Source organism: Bacillus sp. GW823-FHT06A11 (assembly GCF_058795355.1).
This window is the reverse complement of record NZ_JBXAHS010000001.1, coordinates 1,208,313-1,227,684: the sequence shown is the minus strand read 5'-3', so window position 1 is coordinate 1,227,684 and position 19,372 is coordinate 1,208,313. Positions and strand designations below refer to the sequence as shown.

The window sequence follows — 19,372 nt, the reverse complement described above, 5'->3', positions numbered from 1 at the left end:
AATGGATTGATTTTGGTGGTGGTTGAAATGAATCGAAATTGGGAAGAATTTTTAGCACCTTACCACCAAGCGGTGGCAGAGCTGAAAGTGAAACTAAAAGGAATGCGTACTCAATTTGCAATGTTAACAGAGCATTCTCCAATTGAGTTTGTAACAGGAAGGGTAAAGTCGGTTGCAAGTATTATTGATAAAGCGGAGAAGAGAAATGTACCGCTAGACCGATTGAGAGAAGATATGCAGGATATTGCTGGGCTTAGAATGATGTGTCAATTTGTTGATGAGATTAAGCCTGTTGTAGAATATCTTCGAAAACGAAATGACTTTGAAATCGTGGAAGAACGTGATTATGTCACGCAAAAGAAAGATAGCGGTTATCGTTCTTATCATGTTGTCATTAGTTATCCTGTTCAAACGATTCAGGGTGAACAAAAAGTATTGGTAGAAATCCAAATACGCACGCTAGCAATGAACTTTTGGGCAACAATTGAGCATTCTTTAAATTATAAATATAGTGGACGTTTTCCTGAAGATATTAAAATACGCTTGCAACGTGCAGCTGAAGCGGCGTTTTTATTAGATGAAGAAATGTCTTCTATTCGTCTTGAGATTCAAGAAGCGCAAAAGGCTTTTTCAAGAAAGCAAGAAACGAAAGATTCCGAATCATAAACTAAAGGGTGTTGGGCGATGAAATTTACAATTATGTCAAAGGGAGATCAATCATCAGATACACTGGCAAGCACGATGAAAGAGTACTTGCTAGATTTTGGATTTATAATGGATGAAAAGGAACCCGATATTGTAATTTCTGTTGGGGGAGATGGAACGCTTTTGTATGCGTTTCATCGTTATTATAATCGATTGGATGAAACAGCATTTGTTGGTGTACATACAGGACATTTAGGTTTCTATGCAGATTGGTTACCGACAGAAGTAGAGAAATTAGTAATTGCGATTGCAAAAACACCATTCCAAGTGGTGGAATATCCGCTTTTAGAAGTTATTATTCGCTATGTGAATGGAAGTAAAGAGTCACAGTATTTAGCGATGAATGAGGCGACTGTAAAAAGTGCAGAAGGTACATTAGTAACAGAAGTAGAAATACGCGGAGAATATTTTGAAACATTCCGCGGGGACGGTCTTTGTATTTCTACTCCTTCAGGAAGTACTGCGTATAATAAAGCGCTTGGCGGAGCAATTATTCACCCATCTATTGAAGCGATTCAAATTGCAGAAATGGCGTCCATTAACAATCGTGTGTTTCGTACTGTAGGATCGCCACTCGTATTGCCGAAGCATCATACATGTGTGTTAAAGCCGGCTACAGGAATGAACTTACAAATTACAGTGGATCATTTAACAATGGTCCATCAAGATGTGAAATCAATCCAGTATCGCGTCGCAAACGAGAAAGTACGATTTGTTCGTTTCCGCCCGTTCCCGTTCTGGAAACGAGTTCGTGACTCGTTTGTTGCAGATAAATAGAAAGGGTTATATATTTGAACAGATTTACATTGAAATGGGATATAGAGCTGGCTGAAGAGGGAACTTTAGTTAGGGAATTTTTGAAAACGAAAGGTATTTCTAAAGCCGCTTTAACCGATATAAAGTTTCACGGCGGGGCAATTGAAGTAAATAGTCAACATGCGAGTGTTCGTCATCAGTTGCGCGCTGGTGAAGAATTAAGTGTCTTTTTTCCAGTCGAGGAAAGAAGTGAAGGGATGATGGCAGAAGATATCCCTTTATGCATTGTATATGAAGATGATGCGGTTCTTATCATTGATAAAGAGGCGAACATGTCAACGATTCCGTCTAGAGAACATCCGACAGGGAGTGTTGCCAATGCGATTTTATCTCATTATGATAAGCAGCATCTTGCAAGTACAGTGCACATTGTAACACGGTTAGATCGTGATACTTCAGGGCTTATGCTTATTGCAAAAAATCGTTTCGTGCATCATCTTTTATCGAAGCAGCATCAACAAAAAGCTGTGAAACGAACGTATGAAGCAATTGTTCACGGAAAGATTGTAGAACGAGAAGGAATGATTGATGCACCAATTGGTCGAAAATCTGATAGCATTATTGAGCGAACGGTTTGTGAAGATGGACAAAGGGCAGTTACTCATTTTAAAGTAATTGATAGTACATATGATAAGACACATGTAGGGCTTGAGCTTGAGACAGGAAGAACGCATCAAATTCGTGTGCATATGGCTCATATAGGACATCCATTACTTGGTGATAGCTTATATGGAGGGAGAAGGGATGAAATGAAACGGCAAGCACTTCATAGTAAATCTTTGACGTTTTATCATCCTATTTTAGAGAAAGAGATGTCTTTCACTATAAAGCTTCCAAGCGATATGCAAGAAGTGTTGCGGCATACTTAAAAAGGGAACAAAATTCTTATATTATAAAGAATTTTGTTCCCTTTTTTCTTAGCGGAATAATATTAAAATTTGGTTTTCACCCGTACGCTTTATAACGAAAAATCCACTTTCGGCTTTTGTAGCAATGCCATTGTCATTTGGACGACAATATCCATGTGCTTCGCAAGTGCCGTCATCACGTACTAACATTTGTCCAATTAATCCGACAGGAAGCCACTCGGCGCGATCTTTTCTTGCTACATATTTGCAAGCTGGATCCCATTCTGTATTTAAAAGAGGTTGTATTTCTTCTGTTTCCGTCCATACATATTGGCGTTTTCCAAAGTTATCTGTTTTATAGCGTTTTTGCCAACTTAAAGCCCCGCTATTTCCTATAAGTGCAGGGGTTGCACTAGATATTCCTAAAATGAAAGAATCGTGTGAAGTAGCTATCCGAATTTTTTCTTCGCTACTAAATGTAACGAAATAACCGACATCAATAGGTTTATGACCTTCTGTTTCAAACATTTGTGCAAAATCCGTTCCGCTTGCATTGTAAGACGCGCCCTCAATGTACATTTCTCCATTATGGGCAAGCCATTTAGCCCCGATATTATGGTCGGTGTCGTTTACACCATTTGCAATAAACCAAGAATAAGCTTCTTCTGCAGTGCCGAAGCGCCCCATAATATGGCTACCTGCAAAATGAGCTGTTGATGTATGATGACCTTCCGCATGAGAAGAGGATCCGTTAGCGATAGTTGCGGTTCCTTCTGCGTGTGCTGCTTCGCCTAAAGCAATCGTCTGTTTACCCTCCGCATGAGAATAAGCACCGCTTGCTGTCGTTTCACTTCCCTCACTATGCGAACTATGTCCGGTTGCTTTTGAGTTTGATCCTTCTGCATGAGAGAAAGAACCTTTTGCGTGTGTTAATAAGCCTTCCGCATGTGCTGCCATGCCCTCCGCATGAGAGTGAAGCCCCTCCGCATATGCATATCGGCCGCCCCTTTTAACTTTTGTATTTTCAGGTGTAGGTGTCTCAATTATGAGTGGTTTTTCAGTTTGTATATCATTCGATGAAGCCAATGCCTCTTTTATTTTTTTTACTTTGTTTATAATAGCAGCTGGAATTTCTGGTTCCACTTTTTTATTTATTGCTACAGAAATATTTTCTTCGGCCTTTTCTTCTGTTTGGTTAGAATGTAGTACCTGTTCATTTTGATTTGAGAGCTGTTTATTTTTTTGTTTCATCTTTATTTTTTTACGATCGATTATGCGGCTCATCACAGCATTTTCTAAAGAGACATATGTTGGTTTTACTTTGCTTTTTTTTGATGACTCTTGTTCTTCCAGTTCTTCTATCGCTGCAGCCCGAATACTACACCAGTTGTTAATTCCGTACATGGGCAGATATAAAGGGGGAAATTTTCTTTTTTGTTTAGAAGATTTTTTCTTCATTCTGTCACCTCCTGCGACATTATATGTAGGGTAATTAAAAAAAGATGCACTTTATTGCATCTTTTTTTAATTACTTTACCTAGTTTTATATGAAATCTGCCTAAATAATGCTAAGTAAGGTAGTTATGAAATTGGACGGAATTTCTCAGCGACAAAAGGTAACGAAGAAGGGACAGAGATAGTCTCCATTTCAGGATAACGTAATCCGGTTAATTTGCCACCAAATACAGCACCAGTATCAATATTGACTGTCTGATTGACGAATCGAGGTTCTGCTACTGGTGTATGTCCATATACAATCCAAGCTTGCCCCTTGTACTCTTGCGCCCAATCGCGACGGACAGGTGAGCCATCGGCATGCTTTTCTCCTGTAATATCGCCATATAATACAAAGGTTTGTACTTTTTTATCTCGTCTTCCTATGTAATCTTGCCGAATCCCAGCGTGACATACGATTACTCTTTTTTCATCTAGTATGTGGTAGAGCGGTGATTGTTCATAAAGAGTGATAAACTTTTCTTTTATAATGTTTTGCTTATGAGAAGGAAGTGCCTCATATTCAGCAACAGTTGTTTCAAGTCCGTGAGCGACTGTTACATTACGCCCAAGGAAAAATCGATATAGTTTATTACAGTGATTTCCAGGAGCGTAATAAGCTTCTTTTCTATGTATGACAAGTTCCCATACAATTTCAATCATACGTAATGAATGAGGACCACGGTCTGTAATATCGCCAACGAATGCAAGTTTACGTTGGTCAGGGTGAACCGGTAGACCGCTACTCCAGTTATATCCTAGCTTCTCTGTTAAATTTTGAAACTCTTGGAAGCATCCATGAATATCTCCTATAATGTCATATTTCATATTTAAACCTCCATCGTATTTTTCATTAGTATATCTAAAAAAGGATAGAGATAAAAATATAGCGTTTTTGTGTTGTTCATTTAAACATAAAGATTTTCGTTCTTGAGCGAACATTTAAAATGAATCCAATCGCAATCATGTATGTAAGCAGTGAACTTCCTCCGTAACTCATAAGAGGTAATGTTATCCCTGTAATGGGAAGTAATCCGATTGTCATCCCGATATTTTGGAATACTTGGAAAGTAAACATTCCGATTGTACCAGCGCAAATGTAACTACCGAAAGGGTCATTACTTTCTAAAGCAATATGAATCATTCGAAAAATGAGTAAGAAAAAAAGAGAAATAATGACACTTGCGCCTAGAAATCCAAATTGTTCAGCGACATTAGTGAAAATAAAATCTGTATGTGGTTCTGGAAAATATACTTGTCCATTTTCCCACCCTTTTCCTTGCATTTCTCCGGATCCAGTCGCTAAGAATGCTTGTCTTAATTGATAGCCTTGTGCATCATATTTGTAAGGTGCTAACCATCCGTAGAAGCGATTTAATTGATATTCTTTTAAAATGTGTGCTTTAAAGAAATCTGTGTGAGTAAAAAAAATATATATTAATGTAGATCCAGCAACGAAAGTACCTGAAACTAATCCGAAAATAAAACGCCATCGTATGCCAGAAACTAGTATCATTGCTGCAAGCATCGCTGAAATGACCATTGTGTTTCCTAAATCTGGTTCTTTTGCAATAAGTAGTAGTGGTGGCAAGCTTGTCGCAAATATTTTTCCAAGTAATAAAAAATCATCACGCATTGTTCGGGGAAAATATTTCTCATTATGATTTGCTATAATTCTTCCAATGACGATAATTAAAAACAATTTCATAATTTCAGAAGGCTGAAAATTCCCGATGCCTGGGAGCCTGTACCAAGCGGTAGCGCCTTTAATTGTAACGGCACCTGGTACTTGAAGTTCTAGTCCAATAAGTAGTACCATTGCAAAGCTATACAAATACCAAGCAATTTTTTGATAACGATCGAAATCGATAATCATAATAACACCAATGGCTATAAATCCAATGAAATACCATTGGATTTGCTTTAGTACAAAATTGACGTTTTGTAAAAATGGCGGTAAAGAGGTTTGCGCACTTGCAATAGCACAACAACTAACAATCCCAATGGCAAATAAAATAAATAGCAATACGTAGTCTATTTGATATTGAGAATTTGGATCTTTCAATGTAGGTATTCCTTTCTAATGCTCTTTATAGTAATGGATTTTATAGTATGAGAAAGAATGTATGAACTATACGAATGATTCGCATATAGCCCATACACTTTTAATTTTGCAGAGTAATTTAATTGTTTAACTCTTTAATAATTATATCCAAACAATGGGAAAGACGTACATGTGCGTCAGGAAAAATATCTAGTTGATGAAGATAGTATTTTAAGGAACTTTTACACCATTGGTAAGCACTAAGTAGAGCTGCTCTATAGTCCGTAGTATTTTGTAAAAAGCCATATTCTTTTGCTGTTATAACGAGGTGTGTGAAATCTTCACAACCTTGAAGGAGCTTATTGTGTATTTGTTGTCCAGCATGGTAGCGAAATTGACTTAAAGGCTCAGAAATGTATATTGCATTTCCTTTAGAAAGTAAAGAAATCCATGAGGCCATATCAACACTACAAGAATATTGTCGCTCTTTAAGAGTACCAAAAGGATCCGTGAGCAATTCTTTTCGAAACAAAGTAGTTGTAGGCTCACCGATAATGTTGTGCCCGCCCTTTAACATCCAATTACCTAAAAATATTCCGTTTAATGGAGTGTCTTCACTATATAACCTTTGGGTTGGATGGGAATCACCTATTAGATTTCCATGATCATCAATACGTACTCGATAAGAAGTAACAAGAGCAAGATTTTTATTGAGATCTTGCTCAAAATAGGCCATCATTTTTTGTATTTTATGCTTATAAAACACGTCATCGTCCATTAAAAAATTTATATACTCACCATTTGATTTTTCTATGAGCATAAGGTCATTGTGAAATTGTCCTAGAGTAGGGATATTTCGAATGTATGTTATATTTTTATAATTTGGTAAGTATTGTTCGCGTATTAAAGTTTCTGTTTCATCATTTGTGCTGTCATCTCCGATGATGATTTCAATATTTGAATAAGTTTGTGCCAATGCACTTTCTAGAGCGATTTTAAAATAATGAGGCCGATTATAAGTGGGAATAAGGATGGAAACGAGAGGTGGATTTTTTTCATTCATCATACATAACTTCCTTTCAGAAGCTTTTTTTTGTAAGAACAATATCTTGGTAACTTGTATATTCATTTCTGCCGCACCATAAACCGTAATGCGGCTTATTAATTATTTCTAGGCCGTACTTATTCAATAGATTGCAAATATCTGTCTCAGGATAAGCAACTGCAAAATTCGGAATATCTTTATTCACAACGTAGCAATTTTCAATTCGATGATAAAAACCTAATGTACTTTGTCCTGCATTTAAATAATAGGACGATTCAGGATTTATAAGAAAGAATGTAATGAAACATCTCCCGTCTTTTTTTAATACACGTACAATTTCAGATACGTAATGTTCTAATTCTTTTGGGAGAAGATGCGTAAATACAGAAGTTAAAAAGATAAAATCGAATGTCCCGTCTTCATAGGGAAAACGATATTGAGAGGCATCTTCTTTTCCTTCTGGATTATAGAATTGATTATATATGTCAACATGTTCAAAGTGAAAATTATTACGCATAGTTGAAATGTTATTTTGACACCAAGTAATTCCATCTTTAAACAAATCAAATCCATAATACGCTCCATCATCATTTAAGTAATTCAATAATGGTACAGCCATTCGGCCGACGCCGCAGCCTACATCTAATACTTTTTCATTTGATTTTAAAGCGCCAATTTGAATAAAATGCTTTAGGAATTCTTTTCCAACTTTTTTGAAGTCACCACCTACATATTGGACGAGTTCAGGAGGGGGGAGTAAAGTCATTTCTTTGTTAAGTTCGCTCATGAGTATACCCCTTTCTTGTATGAGAAGATGCAGTAAATCTATTAATAAAATTTTCAATTTTTAGTGAGAGAACACAGGAAAACAATTGTTATATGTAAGGAGATTCCGAAAAAGAATACTTAATTGGATTAGAAGTGAGAGAAGGATGAATGAAAATAGAATCCCCTATAGATTAAATCTTTTTTTATTCTTTTCTCCAATAAACGCCAAATACATCAATTTTAGTAATAGGGGCTTTTAAATTTCGTTGGTTTCTAAAGTCTGTCACAGCCTCAGCGCATGGCGGTAGCCCGTAGTCATCGATAATTATATAGCCACCTTTAGAAACTTTATCATATAAGTTCACGAGACCATCCATTGTAGATTCGTACATATCACCATCAAGCCGTGCAATTGCTATTTTTTCAATTGGTGCTGTTGGTAAAGTATCTTTAAACCAGCCTTTTAAAAATTTCACTTGATCATTTAGTAAATCATATTTTTTAAAATTCTCTTGTACTTGTTCCAAAGAGACGCGTAAGTAATCGAATGTGTGTAAATAATCACCGTAATCTTTTGGATATTGTTCTAGATTCGGTGCTGGCAAACCTTCAAATGAATCTGCGACCCACACATTACGATTCGTAATGTTGTTTGCTTGTAAAAAACCATTCATAAAAATGCATGATCCTCCGCGCCATACACCTGTTTCAATAAAATCTCCTTCTATATTTTCACGAACAACGGTTTCCATTGCCTCTTGTAATTGGTTCATACGTTCTCGACCAATCATGCTATGTGCTGCTCTTGGCCAATCCATTCCATCATGACGTTCACTTTTTGAAACATTTGGTTTTACAATTTTTAAGTTATGGTTTTCAGCATATTGCTTAATGAATAAAGGGAGGGGGACTGTAACTGGTTCGAATTCTAGTTCTTTCGAAATATGTAGAGATGCGGGTAAGTATGCCTCATATTCCAACCATATTTCAAATAAAATTGTCTTCTTTAGCAATTCGAGATAAAGCTGAACAGCAGATTTACTTTCCATATTTGTGCCTCCTGCAAAATGTCATACAACAATATGATTATGTAGATAGCGAATGTTTCATGATTGAATTTAAAATTGAAAAAGCAGTAAAACTGATAACAGTTTTACTGCTAAGTAAAAAATTAAGCAACTTTTTCAATAATAATAGATGCATTTGTACCAAGAGCTAATGATAGCCCAAGTCCTGTAACGATTACTTCAACTAATGATGGAGTTGTCGTAATTTGCGTAATTGCTTGAACAACGATAGGTGCTCCAACTGAGATTAAAGTAGCCCCAGTACCTGGTACAGATACCCCATTTACTTGGATTGTAAGCCCCCCTAATACACTTATTGCCGCAGTATATACGATAACAGTGATTTTATAGAATCCAGTTTCAGCAATAACGAAAGTATCAGCATCTAATTGAGAAATTGCTGTACCAAACTGAGATCCAACAGTATTAAATGGTACTGGAGCATTAAGTCCAAGATCTAAAGAAATTCCAGCGGAGTTAAATGCATACAATCCTGCTGGAAGTCCTAGTCCGGATGGGCCAGTAGGTCCAGTAGGTCCAGTAGCCCCAGTAGGCCCCGTAGGTCCAGTAGCTCCAGTGTCACCAGTAGGCCCCGTAGGTCCAGTAGCCCCAGTGTCACCAGTAGGCCCCGTAGGTCCAGTAGCCCCAGTGTCACCAGTAGGCCCCGTAGGTCCAGTAGTCCCAGTGACACCAGTAGGCCCCGTAGGTCCAGTAGTCCCAGTGACACCAGTCGGTCCAGTAGGTCCAGTAGGTCCAGTAGGCCCCGTAGGTCCAGTCGGTCCAGTAGGCCCGGTAGGTACAGTAGGCCCCGTAGGTCCAGTCGGTCCAGTAGGCCCGGTTGGCCCAGTCGGAAGGGTAAACGGTGGTATCGGTGGTAATGTAGGTCCTACAAGATTAGGGTCAAATGCACTAGCAGATAAAGATTCATCGGGATTTAATCCATTTGAATAATTATTATTTGACATAAATTCACCTCCATAAAGCGTTCATTATATAGTAGATGCAAAACCGAAAGAAAATGACACGGACATTTGAATTATTGAAAAGAAATCTTAAACTACTTGAACAATTTAAAAAAATGGAAAGTTTAGTATATGTATAACATATGATTGATTTGGAAGAGGGTGATTATGTTGAACAAGCAAGGAATTACAATTAGTTTATGTATGATTGTTCGAGATGAGGAGGAGACAATAGCCCGTTGTTTAGAAACAGTTGAAAAAATTGTGGATGAAATTATAGTAGTTGATACAGGTTCCGTCGATCGAACGAAAGAAATCGTAGAGAACTACACTTCTAACATATATGATTTCCAGTGGATTGATGATTTTGCAGCAGCAAGAAATTTTTCTTTTTCAAAAGCGACGCAAGAGTATATATTGTGGCTAGATGCAGATGACGTCTTATTAGAAGATGCTCAAGAAGCATTGAAATTTTTAAAAAGAGAATTAGATCCTAAAATTGATGCTGTTTCGATGCCTTATCATCTTGCAATGGATTCTAACGGGAAACCTTTATATTGTACAAAAAGAAATCGACTTGTAAAGCGTGAAAAACAATTTCAATGGTTTGGAAAGGTTCATGAGTATTTAGCTATTTCTGGTGAGGTTTTTAGTAGTAATGTTGCTATTACACATAAAAAAGAAAAAAAAGTAACAGATCGTAATTTGAAAATTTTTCAAAATACTGTAGCTGCAGGTGAAGAATTGAGTCCGAGAGATTTATTTTATTACGCAAATGAATCTACGGATAACCAAAAATATGATGATGCAGTTCTTCTATATGAAACATTTCTTAATCAAGACGAAGGATGGTATGAAGAAAAAATTTATGCATGTGGTAAGCTAGGAGATTGCTATGCGAAGCTCGGAATGTGGGAGAAGGCAATCGAATCTTGTGTGAAGTCGTTTCGGTATGACGTCCCTAGAGGAGAGAATTGTACAAGAATAGGATATATATATATGGAACAAGAAAAATATAATGAAGCGATATTTTGGTTTAAACTTGCTACGGAAGTACCAATGGCAACGGAAAGCCCTTTCCATAGTCCAGCTAGCTACACATGGCTACCTTATTTACAAATGTGTATTTGTTATAGCAGGTTAGGGGAGCAGGATAAAGCGTATTATTACAATGAATTAGCAGCTTCTTATGTTCCGAATAATGCTGCAATTGAATATAACCGTAAATATTTTCGGGGAGTTTTTGATAAACCATATAAAGTGTAATAGGTTTCGTTTTTTAGAAATGATTTATCGCTATTCTAACTCTAATAGATTGGTTATATATTAGAGTATCAGTAACGTAACCAATATAAATAAAAGATTTTATACTGCTATTTGCGGGCTAATAATCATTGGGGGATGAAAAAAATCTGCACTTTATAGAATTCATATGAGATTTATATTTCTAATTCAATTTGCATAAGGAGTGTGTGAAATGAATCGCGAAAAAAGTTCTTTATATGAAGAAAAATCCGAGCATTATTATAATGCAGCGAATCCGAATTTATTAAAGCATATAAAAAAGGAATGGAAAGAAGTTCTTGATATTGGTTGCTCGAGCGGTGCATTGGGAGCGGCTATTAAAGAAAATGGTACACGTGTATCAGGAATTGAGGCATTTCCAGAGGCGGCAGAAAAAGCGAAAGAAAGACTAGATCATGTTATTTTAGGGGATATAGAAAAAATAGATCTTCCTTATGAGGAGGGGCAATTTGATTGCGTCATATTTGGGGATGTATTAGAGCATTTATTTGATCCGTGGGCTGTAATAGAAAAAGTAAAGCCATATATAAAGCAAAATGGTGTGATTTTAGCAAGTATACCAAACGTTGCTCATATTTCAGTATTAGCTCCCTTACTTGCTGGAAATTGGACGTATACAGAATATGGTTTATTAGATAAAACACATATTCGTTTCTTTACATTCAATGAAATGCTAAGAATGTTTTTAAAAGCAGGATATTCAATTAGTAAAGTAGATCGTGTATATGTTGATCATAAAATGTATGAACCACTTATTGAGGAGTTATATGGAATTTGTAAAAAATATCGTCTTGGAAGTGGCTTCATGGCTGAGACAGTTGTATTTCAGTATATTATTGAAGCTGAAAAATCACAATTATGAGTGCTGCAGACAAAACAATATTATTTGTTACATGTATAAATGATCGGAAATTGTATGCAAACTGCGTGCGACATATATTGCAATTGTTAGTACCGCCAGGATATATTGTCCAATTTATGCCGATTCGAAATGCGAAAAGTATGACGAGTGGATACAATCAAGCCATTTCGCATCCTGCGAAGTATAAAGTTTATTTACATCAAGATGTTTTTATTATAAATAGGGCTTTTTTATACGGATTACTTCAATTATTTGAGGAACATGAACACCTTGGGATGATTGGGATGGTTGGAGCGCAATATGTTCCTCCGACTGGTGTATGGAACGAAGGGCGTGGAATTGTAGGGAAGGTCATTGGTTATATGAATGATTTGTTTTATATGGCAAGTTTAGAACAACCGTATCATGAATCAAAAACATTTATTCCTGTAGAATGTATTGACGGTTTATTAATGGCGACACAATATGATGTTCCGTGGCGAGAAGACGTATTTGACGGATTTGATTTTTATGATGTATCTCAATCGTTTGAATTTAAAAAAGCAGGATATACAGTCGGTGTGCCTGTACAGCGCGATGCTTGGTGTATCCATTATCATTTTGATGTGAATATGACGAACTATGAAAAGTATCGAAAAATATTTGTGGAACACTATATGTCAGATGTAAATAAGGAAGAATAAAAGGGGGGACAAAAATGAAAGATCATACAATATTAGTCGTTGTTTGTGTAAATAATGAGGAGCTTTTCAAACAATGTGAGAGCCAAATAAGAAACATTTTTGTTCCCCCTGGTTATGTCGTGCAAATTTTTCCGATACGAGATGCGCAAAGTATGGCAAGTGCATACAACCGAGCCCTTTCATATCCAGCGAAATACAAAGTGTATATACATCAAGATACATATCTTATTAATCGAGACATGTTTTCTACACTTATATCTCTTTTTAAAGAAAATGAAAAGCTTGGTTTAATAGGAGTCGCTGGGGCTCAGTTTTTACCGAATAACGGGATATGGTGGGAAGGAAAAAATTTAGTAGGGAAAGTGATTGAGTATAGAAGACAGAATTATCAATTATTAAATTTAGATCAGGTTTTTTATGGTAATCAACCATTTTTGTCAGTTCAGGCAATTGATGGTTTATTTATGGCAACGCAGTATGATATTCCGTGGCGAGAAGATTTGTTTCAAGGGTTTCACTTTTATGATATATCACAGTCTTTAGAGTTTCAAAGGGCTGGTTATTTAATCGGTATCCCAAATCAAGCAAATTTATGGTGTATTCATTACAACGGGGATGAGTTTGATGCGGATACATATGAGAAGTACCGGAAAGTGTTTGTAGAACATTACAAAGATATATTATCTCCATCATAAAGGAGAGATGCAAAGTGAAAGGAATTATTTTAGCAGGTGGTACTGGATCGAGATTATATCCAATAACGAAAGTAACGAATAAACATTTACTTCCTGTTGGTCGGTATCCGATGATTTATCATGCGGTATATAAGCTAAAACAATGCGATATTACAGATATTATGATTATTACAGGTAAAGAGCATATGGGGGATGTTGTTAGCTTTTTAGGGAGTGGTCATGAATTTGGAGTGTCCTTTACGTATCGTGTGCAAGATAAAGCGGGCGGGATCGCACAGGCGTTAGGGCTTTGTGAAGATTTCGTCGGGAATGATCGTATGGTAGTTATATTAGGGGATAATATTTTTTCAGATGATATTCTTCCGTATGTTGAAGAGTTTGCAAATCAAAAAGAAGGTGCGAAAGTGCTATTACAATCTGTAGAAGATCCCGAAAGATTTGGCGTAGCACATATTCAAAATCGAAAAATAGTTGAAATTGAAGAAAAGCCGAAAGAGCCGAAAAGTTCTTATGCGGTTACGGGAATTTATTTGTATGATTCGAAAGTCTTTTCTTATATTAAAGAATTAAAACCTTCTGCAAGGGGAGAACTTGAAATTACAGATATAAATAATTGGTATTTAAAACGAGGGGTACTTACTTATAATGAAATGAGCGGCTGGTGGACTGATGCGGGAACTCATGCTTCGCTTCAAAAGGCGAATACGTTAGCGCGGGATATTAACTTTGGGAAACAGTTTAACGGAGAATAGGTGAGAATATGAAAGTTATAGAAACAAATTTTACCGATGCAAAATTGTTAGAACCGAGGTTATTTGGAGACGAGCGTGGTTTTTTTTCAGAGAGTTATAATAAGCAGGTGCTAGAAACATTAGGGATTACGTATTCATTTGTACAGGATAACGTATCTTATTCGGCTAAGGCTGGAACGATTCGAGGACTACACTTTCAAAAAAAACCGAAAGCACAAACGAAACTCATTCAAGTTATGCAAGGGGCAATTTATGATGTTATCGTTGATTTACGAAAAAAATCACCAACATTTAAACAATGGAAAGGGTATATTTTAAGTGCAGATAACCATCGGCAATTACTAGTGCCAAGAGGGTTTGCACATGGATTTTGCACGCTTGTCCCGCATACTATCGTTATGTATAAAGTAGATGAATATTATAGCGCAGAGCATGACTCTGGATTACTTTGGGAAGATAAAGATTTAGCAATTCCTTGGCCAGTAACCGATCCTATATTGTCCGATAAGGATCAGATATTACCATTATTAGAGGAATATGAAGATAGTTTTTAAGTAGGAGCGTTGTTTATGAATATATTAGTAACAGGTGGGGCTGGATTTATTGGAAGTAATTTCGTTCATTACATGCTACAAAGTTATGAAACATATAAAATTATTAATTACGATGCATTAACATATAGCGGGAATTTAAATAATGTAAAATCTCTTCAGAATCACCCGAATTACTTTTTTGTAAAGGGAGAAATTCAAAATGGAGAGCTATTAGAACACGTTATAAAAGAGCGGGACGTACAAGTGATTGTAAATTTTGCAGCTGAATCACATGTGGACCGTAGTATTGAAAATCCGATTCCTTTTTATGATACAAATGTAATTGGGACGGTCACTTTATTAGAACTAGTTAAAAAATATTCGCATATAAAATTTGTGCAAGTATCAACGGATGAAGTGTATGGCTCTTTAGGAAAAACAGGGAAGTTCACAGAGAAAACGCCGTTAGCTCCAAATAGTCCATATTCTTCAAGTAAGGCGAGCGCGGACATGATAGCTCTATCTTACTATAAAACATATCAATTACCGGTTATAGTAACGCGTTGTTCTAACAATTATGGACCGTACCAGTATCCTGAAAAATTAATTCCATTAATGGTTACGAATGCACTAGAAGGAAAAAAACTACCGTTATATGGTGATGGTTTAAATGTAAGAGATTGGTTACATGTAACGGATCATTGCAGTGCGATTGACGTTGTTTTGCATAAGGGACGTGTAGGAGAAGTATATAATATAGGTGGAAATAATGAAAAAACAAATGTAGAAGTTGTGGAACAAATTATTACTCTTTTAGGAAAAACAAAAAAAGACATTGAATATGTTACAGATCGTTTAGGGCACGATCGTCGTTATGCGATTGATGCAGAGAAAATGAAGAATGAATTTGATTGGGAACCGAAATATACGTTTGAACAAGGATTACAAGAGACGGTGAAATGGTATGAAAAGAATAAGGAATGGTGGAAACCACTAAAAGACCAGTAAGGGGCATGTTACATGAAAGAGAGGGTTATCATAACAGGAGCAAACGGTCAATTAGGAAAGCAACTATTTGAAGAGTTAAACTCTGAAGAATATGATATATATCCATTTGATAAAAAGTTATTAGATGTGACAAATATATCCCGAATACAACAAGTGGTACAAGAAATAAAACCACATATAATTATTCATTGTGCTGCCTATACGAAAGTAGATCATGCGGAGAAAGAACAGGATCTTGCATATAGAATAAATGCAATCGGAGCTAGAAATGTAGCGGTTGCTTCACAATTAGTAGGGGCGAAGCTAGTTTATATTAGTACTGATTATGTATTTCAAGGTGCCAGACCAGATGGATACGACGAATTTCATAGTCCAGCGCCGATAAATATATATGGAGCCTCTAAGTATGCGGGGGAGCAGTTCGTCAAAGAGTTACATAATAAATATTTTATCGTTCGCACATCGTGGCTATATGGTAAATATGGAAATAATTTCGTGAAAACGATGATGCGATTAGGAAAAGAAAGAGATGAAATATCTGTTGTAGCGGATCAAGTTGGCTCGCCTACGTATGTGGCGGATTTAAATATGGTTATTAATAAGCTCATTCATACTTCTTTATACGGTACATACCACGTATCAAACAGAGGCTCATGCTCTTGGTTTGAATTTGCACAAAAGATATTTTCGTATGCAAATATGAAAGTGAATGTATTACCTGTTTCAACGGAAGAATTCGGGGCTGCAGCTGCGAGGCCCAAATATTCTATTTTTCAACACAACATGCTACGATTAAATGGTTTTTCACAAATGCCTTCTTGGGAAGAAGGATTAGAGCGGTTTTTTATAGAAACCAAAAGTCATTAACAAATTTCTGTTAATGACTTTTTTGTTTGCCTTTAAGCGGTTTTATGGTACTATAATTATAGTATCAGGTACTAATAACAAGTATAAGTATTTCTGGGAGGATATATCATGGAACTATTACAAGGGAAAACATTTGTTGTTATGGGCGTTGCGAACCAAAGAAGTATTGCATGGGGAATTGCTCGCTCTTTGCATAATGCAGGTGCAAAATTAATATTCACATATGCGGGAGAACGTTTAGAAAGAAACGTTCGTGAATTAGCGGACACATTAGAAGGACAAGAATCACTTGTATTACCTTGTGATGTAACGAATGATGAGGAACTTACAGCTTGCTTTGAAACAATTAAACAAGAAGTAGGTACTATTCACGGTGTAGCACATTGTATTGCTTTTGCAAATCGCGATGACTTAAAAGGTGAATTTGTAGATACTTCTCGCGATGGATTTTTACTTGCACAAAATATTAGTGCATTCTCTTTAACAGCTGTAGCAAGAGAAGCAAAAAAAGTAATGACAGAAGGCGGAAATATTTTAACGTTAACATACCTTGGCGGCGAGCGCGTTGTGAAAAATTATAACGTTATGGGTGTTGCGAAAGCTTCATTAGAAGCGAGCGTGAAATATTTAGCGAACGATTTAGGTCAACATGGTATTCGTGTCAACGCTATTTCTGCAGGACCAATTCGTACGTTGTCTGCAAAAGGTGTAGGCGATTTCAACTCAATCTTAAGAGAAATTGAGGAGCGCGCACCACTTCGTCGTACAACAACTCCAGAAGAAGTTGGCGATACAGCAGTATTCCTATTCAGTGATTTAGCACGTGGAGTAACAGGAGAAAACATTCACGTTGATTCAGGGTATCATATCCTAGGATAAATAGAATATTAATTTTTAAAGGACAATCTCTAAATGCTGAGATTGTCCTTTTTATTTGTTCTGAGAAAGAACGATTTTTAACGAAAGTTCTTGCCACGTGATGAATATAACTATAATAGTACACGATTTATTCAGCTACGTATGGAAGTGGGAGGGACGAGTGTGAAGAATAAAAATAAAAGTTCAACAGTTGGAAAACCGTTGTTATATATTGCGCAAGTAAGTTTAGAACTTGCTGCACCGAAAATAAAAAGGATTATCCTGACAAACTTTGAAAATGAAGATCAAAAAGAGCAAAGTAATAGACATGAAAATATTGTAAGCGGTGCTGTGGAAGAGGTAACAGAACAAGAACAACAAGAAGAGCAGCAAGGGGAAGAAAAAATAGAAGAAGAAAAAGAAGAACACGCAGAACAAGAAGAGCAAGAACAACAAGAAGAGCAAGAACAACAAGAACCAGTAAGAACTGTCCCGTATAATAAATCATTTAAGGATATGAATAATGATGAAAAAATTCATTTTTTATTAAACCGCCCTCATTATATTCCGAAAGTAAGGTGCAGAATAAAAACAGCTACAGTTTCTTATGTTGGATCGATCATATCGTATCGTAATGGCATTGTATCTATTATGCCGCAAAATAGTATGAGAGATATTAGGTTGTCTATAGATGATATCCAATCGATTAGTATGGCTGGCTTTTAAATATGTAAAGGTGGTAGAAAGCTTCTACCACCCCAATAGTTTTTTAGTTTACTTAACGATAGAAACGTCGCGTAAGCATTGAATCGCACAGAAACAGCTTAAATCAACAGTAATACAAGTAGTTGTAGATATTAATCTTGCATTTGGTACAGCTAAAAACGTACAAATTGGATCGTCACCAGGTGGTACCGGAGAACTGTCACCTAAAACTACAGTTAATACACGTAGTACAGCACAGCTATCGTCATCTACACTTTCCACACGGAAAATTGGAGATCGGCAGCTAGTAAGGCTTGCAGATGGTGCGAATGCTTCAAAAGGTTCTCCAGTTTTTGTGTATAAAATAAAAGGGCGTGTATTAGCTACTGATGCAGTATTGTGTGCACCTAAGAATGGGATTTCACAACCAGATCCACATGTTGTTGTAGAACAATCTTGTAATTCATTGATGAATTTTACAACGTCAACTACACAATGAGAAGAGCCATGGTGTTTATTTTCGTTACAACTCATTAATGTCACTCCTTATCTTCTTGTTTGTATTTACATTAATAAGATATTGGAGTCGAGGAGATTTGGTCACAATCTCAAGACCTTTTTTTTTAAATAGGCGAAAGAGGATAAGGGAAGGTGGAATTATGCTGTTTACAAGCTGGCTTTTATTTTTTATTTTTGCGTTAGCTGCTTTTAGGCTCACTCGTTTAATTGTATATGATAAAATAACAGCCTTTTTGCGAAGACCATTTATTGATGAATTAGAGATTACGGAGCCGGATGGAAGTGTATCAACATTTACAAAAGTAAAAGGTAAAGGATTAAGAAAGTGGATTGGTGAATTGTTAAGCTGTTATTGGTGTACAGGTGTATGGGTTAGTGCTTTTTTATTAGTTTTATATAATTGGATTCCTATCATTGCGGAGCCGTTACTTGCATTATTAGCCATTGCAGGTGCAGCAGCAATCATTGAAACGGTTACAGGATATTTTATGGGAGAATAATATTTTTTCATAATAAGAGAAAAAGCGGAGTTTAAAAGAATCAGGGAACGGAAATAAAGAGTTGTTCATATAGTAAATAGACAGAATTGACAGTAGAGGAGATGTTTGCTGTGAGCAATAATCCAAGGCAAAATTCATATGACCTGCAGCAGTGGTATCATATACAGCAACAACACCAAGCACAACAACAGGCATATCAAGAACAATTACAACAACAAGGATTTGTGAAGAAAAAGGGATGCAATTGTGGGAAAAAGAAGAACGCAATAAAACAATATGAAGAATGAAACACTCATGCTACTGTGAGTGTTTTTTATTATATAAAAAGCGGTATTT

Annotated in this window: 23 protein-coding genes; 15 read left to right on the top strand and 8 right to left on the bottom strand. The window is 36.3% G+C overall.

The window, feature by feature from the left end; translation table 11 throughout:
- Positions 1 to 27: 27 nt before the first annotated feature.
- Genes yjbM through AC1Q8L_RS06145 form a run of 3 tightly spaced genes read left to right on the top strand, consistent with a single transcriptional unit; the run spans position 28 to position 2,390 of the window.
- Positions 28 to 666, top strand: coding sequence for a GTP diphosphokinase (gene yjbM / locus AC1Q8L_RS06155; RefSeq protein WP_001081482.1), 639 nt, complete (start codon positions 28 to 30; stop codon positions 664 to 666).
- Positions 667 to 684: 18 nt separating this feature from the next.
- Positions 685 to 1,482 (top strand): NAD kinase, encoded by a 798-nt coding sequence (locus tag AC1Q8L_RS06150; protein WP_000673192.1) that lies wholly within the window; start codon positions 685 to 687, stop codon positions 1,480 to 1,482.
- Positions 1,483 to 1,496: 14 nt separating this feature from the next.
- Positions 1,497 to 2,390 carry an RluA family pseudouridine synthase gene (locus tag AC1Q8L_RS06145; protein ID WP_001079097.1) on the top strand — a complete coding sequence of 298 codons (894 nt, stop codon included), beginning with the start codon at positions 1,497 to 1,499 and terminating at the stop codon, positions 2,388 to 2,390.
- A 48-nt stretch (positions 2,391 to 2,438) separates the two neighbouring features.
- On the opposite strand, the gene AC1Q8L_RS06140 is transcribed toward AC1Q8L_RS06145, so the two are convergent.
- The 7 genes from AC1Q8L_RS06140 to AC1Q8L_RS06110 form a co-directional block, all read right to left on the bottom strand.
- The gene (locus AC1Q8L_RS06140) at positions 2,439 to 3,827 is read right to left on the bottom strand and encodes a peptidase G2 autoproteolytic cleavage domain-containing protein (protein WP_000730510.1); all 1,389 of its coding nucleotides are present in this window, start codon (positions 3,825 to 3,827) and stop codon (positions 2,439 to 2,441) included.
- 123 nt (positions 3,828 to 3,950) lie between these two features.
- Positions 3,951 to 4,691 (bottom strand): bis(5'-nucleosyl)-tetraphosphatase PrpE, encoded by a 741-nt coding sequence (prpE, locus tag AC1Q8L_RS06135; protein WP_000872702.1) that lies wholly within the window; start codon positions 4,689 to 4,691, stop codon positions 3,951 to 3,953.
- A gap of 76 nt (positions 4,692 to 4,767) precedes the next feature.
- Positions 4,768 to 5,928 (bottom strand): FtsW/RodA/SpoVE family cell cycle protein, encoded by a 1,161-nt coding sequence (locus AC1Q8L_RS06130; protein ID WP_000654706.1) that lies wholly within the window; start codon positions 5,926 to 5,928, stop codon positions 4,768 to 4,770.
- A gap of 118 nt (positions 5,929 to 6,046) precedes the next feature.
- Complete coding sequence (locus AC1Q8L_RS06125; RefSeq protein WP_002093907.1) at positions 6,047 to 6,973, bottom strand: glycosyltransferase family 2 protein; 927 nt, start codon at positions 6,971 to 6,973, stop codon at positions 6,047 to 6,049.
- A 13-nt stretch (positions 6,974 to 6,986) separates the two neighbouring features.
- Positions 6,987 to 7,739 (bottom strand): class I SAM-dependent methyltransferase, encoded by a 753-nt coding sequence (locus AC1Q8L_RS06120; RefSeq protein WP_001292839.1) that lies wholly within the window; start codon positions 7,737 to 7,739, stop codon positions 6,987 to 6,989.
- Between the two features lie 184 nt (positions 7,740 to 7,923).
- Positions 7,924 to 8,769, bottom strand: a complete 846-nt coding sequence (locus AC1Q8L_RS06115) for a TylF/MycF family methyltransferase (protein WP_000444386.1) — start codon at positions 8,767 to 8,769, stop codon at positions 7,924 to 7,926.
- A 122-nt stretch (positions 8,770 to 8,891) separates the two neighbouring features.
- Positions 8,892 to 9,752 carry a BclA C-terminal domain-containing protein gene (locus tag AC1Q8L_RS06110; RefSeq protein WP_492339413.1) on the bottom strand — a complete coding sequence of 287 codons (861 nt, stop codon included), beginning with the start codon at positions 9,750 to 9,752 and terminating at the stop codon, positions 8,892 to 8,894.
- A 165-nt stretch (positions 9,753 to 9,917) separates the two neighbouring features.
- On the opposite strand from AC1Q8L_RS06110, the gene AC1Q8L_RS06105 reads away from it, so the two are divergent.
- The 10 genes from AC1Q8L_RS06105 (at position 9,918) to AC1Q8L_RS06060 (ending at position 18,038) form a co-directional block, all read left to right on the top strand.
- Complete coding sequence (locus AC1Q8L_RS06105; protein ID WP_000932916.1) at positions 9,918 to 11,015, top strand: glycosyltransferase; 1,098 nt, start codon at positions 9,918 to 9,920, stop codon at positions 11,013 to 11,015.
- A 211-nt stretch (positions 11,016 to 11,226) separates the two neighbouring features.
- Positions 11,227 to 11,916, top strand: a complete 690-nt coding sequence (locus AC1Q8L_RS06100) for a class I SAM-dependent methyltransferase (protein ID WP_001078430.1) — start codon at positions 11,227 to 11,229, stop codon at positions 11,914 to 11,916.
- Positions 11,913 to 12,599 (top strand): glycosyltransferase family protein, encoded by a 687-nt coding sequence (locus tag AC1Q8L_RS06095; RefSeq protein ID WP_001271186.1) that lies wholly within the window; start codon positions 11,913 to 11,915, stop codon positions 12,597 to 12,599. The genes AC1Q8L_RS06100 and AC1Q8L_RS06095 overlap by 4 nt, the downstream gene beginning before the upstream one ends.
- Before the next feature lie 14 nt (positions 12,600 to 12,613).
- Complete coding sequence (locus AC1Q8L_RS06090; RefSeq protein WP_000651522.1) at positions 12,614 to 13,294, top strand: glycosyltransferase family protein; 681 nt, start codon at positions 12,614 to 12,616, stop codon at positions 13,292 to 13,294.
- Between the two features lie 14 nt (positions 13,295 to 13,308).
- A complete protein-coding gene (locus AC1Q8L_RS06085; RefSeq protein WP_000676160.1) occupies positions 13,309 to 14,046 on the top strand; it encodes a sugar phosphate nucleotidyltransferase in 738 nt (245 codons plus the stop codon).
- 8 nt (positions 14,047 to 14,054) lie between these two features.
- Positions 14,055 to 14,600, top strand: a complete 546-nt coding sequence (gene rfbC, locus AC1Q8L_RS06080) for a dTDP-4-dehydrorhamnose 3,5-epimerase (protein WP_000864165.1) — start codon at positions 14,055 to 14,057, stop codon at positions 14,598 to 14,600.
- A gap of 15 nt (positions 14,601 to 14,615) precedes the next feature.
- Positions 14,616 to 15,587 (top strand): dTDP-glucose 4,6-dehydratase, encoded by a 972-nt coding sequence (rfbB, locus tag AC1Q8L_RS06075; RefSeq protein ID WP_001024177.1) that lies wholly within the window; start codon positions 14,616 to 14,618, stop codon positions 15,585 to 15,587.
- 12 nt (positions 15,588 to 15,599) lie between these two features.
- The gene (gene rfbD, locus AC1Q8L_RS06070; RefSeq protein ID WP_000664659.1) at positions 15,600 to 16,454 is read left to right on the top strand and encodes a dTDP-4-dehydrorhamnose reductase; all 855 of its coding nucleotides are present in this window, start codon (positions 15,600 to 15,602) and stop codon (positions 16,452 to 16,454) included.
- A 108-nt stretch (positions 16,455 to 16,562) separates the two neighbouring features.
- On the top strand, positions 16,563 to 17,333 hold the full coding sequence (gene fabI / locus AC1Q8L_RS06065) for an enoyl-ACP reductase FabI (RefSeq protein WP_000421885.1): 771 nt from the start codon (positions 16,563 to 16,565) through the stop codon (positions 17,331 to 17,333).
- A 141-nt stretch (positions 17,334 to 17,474) separates the two neighbouring features.
- A complete protein-coding gene (locus tag AC1Q8L_RS06060; RefSeq protein ID WP_081810443.1) occupies positions 17,475 to 18,038 on the top strand; it encodes a spore coat CotO family protein in 564 nt (187 codons plus the stop codon).
- A 48-nt stretch (positions 18,039 to 18,086) separates the two neighbouring features.
- On the opposite strand, the gene exsY is transcribed toward AC1Q8L_RS06060, so the two are convergent.
- Complete coding sequence (gene exsY, locus AC1Q8L_RS06055; RefSeq protein ID WP_001277740.1) at positions 18,087 to 18,551, bottom strand: exosporium assembly protein ExsY; 465 nt, start codon at positions 18,549 to 18,551, stop codon at positions 18,087 to 18,089.
- A gap of 125 nt (positions 18,552 to 18,676) precedes the next feature.
- Here exsY and AC1Q8L_RS06050 point away from each other — a divergent pair, with 125 nt between their 5' ends.
- Complete coding sequence (locus tag AC1Q8L_RS06050; RefSeq protein WP_000899660.1) at positions 18,677 to 19,036, top strand: DUF1360 domain-containing protein; 360 nt, start codon at positions 18,677 to 18,679, stop codon at positions 19,034 to 19,036.
- 101 nt (positions 19,037 to 19,137) lie between these two features.
- Entirely contained in the window at positions 19,138 to 19,323 is a 186-nt protein-coding gene (locus tag AC1Q8L_RS06045; protein WP_023521433.1) for a hypothetical protein, read from the top strand.
- Positions 19,324 to 19,372: the final 49 nt, after the last annotated feature.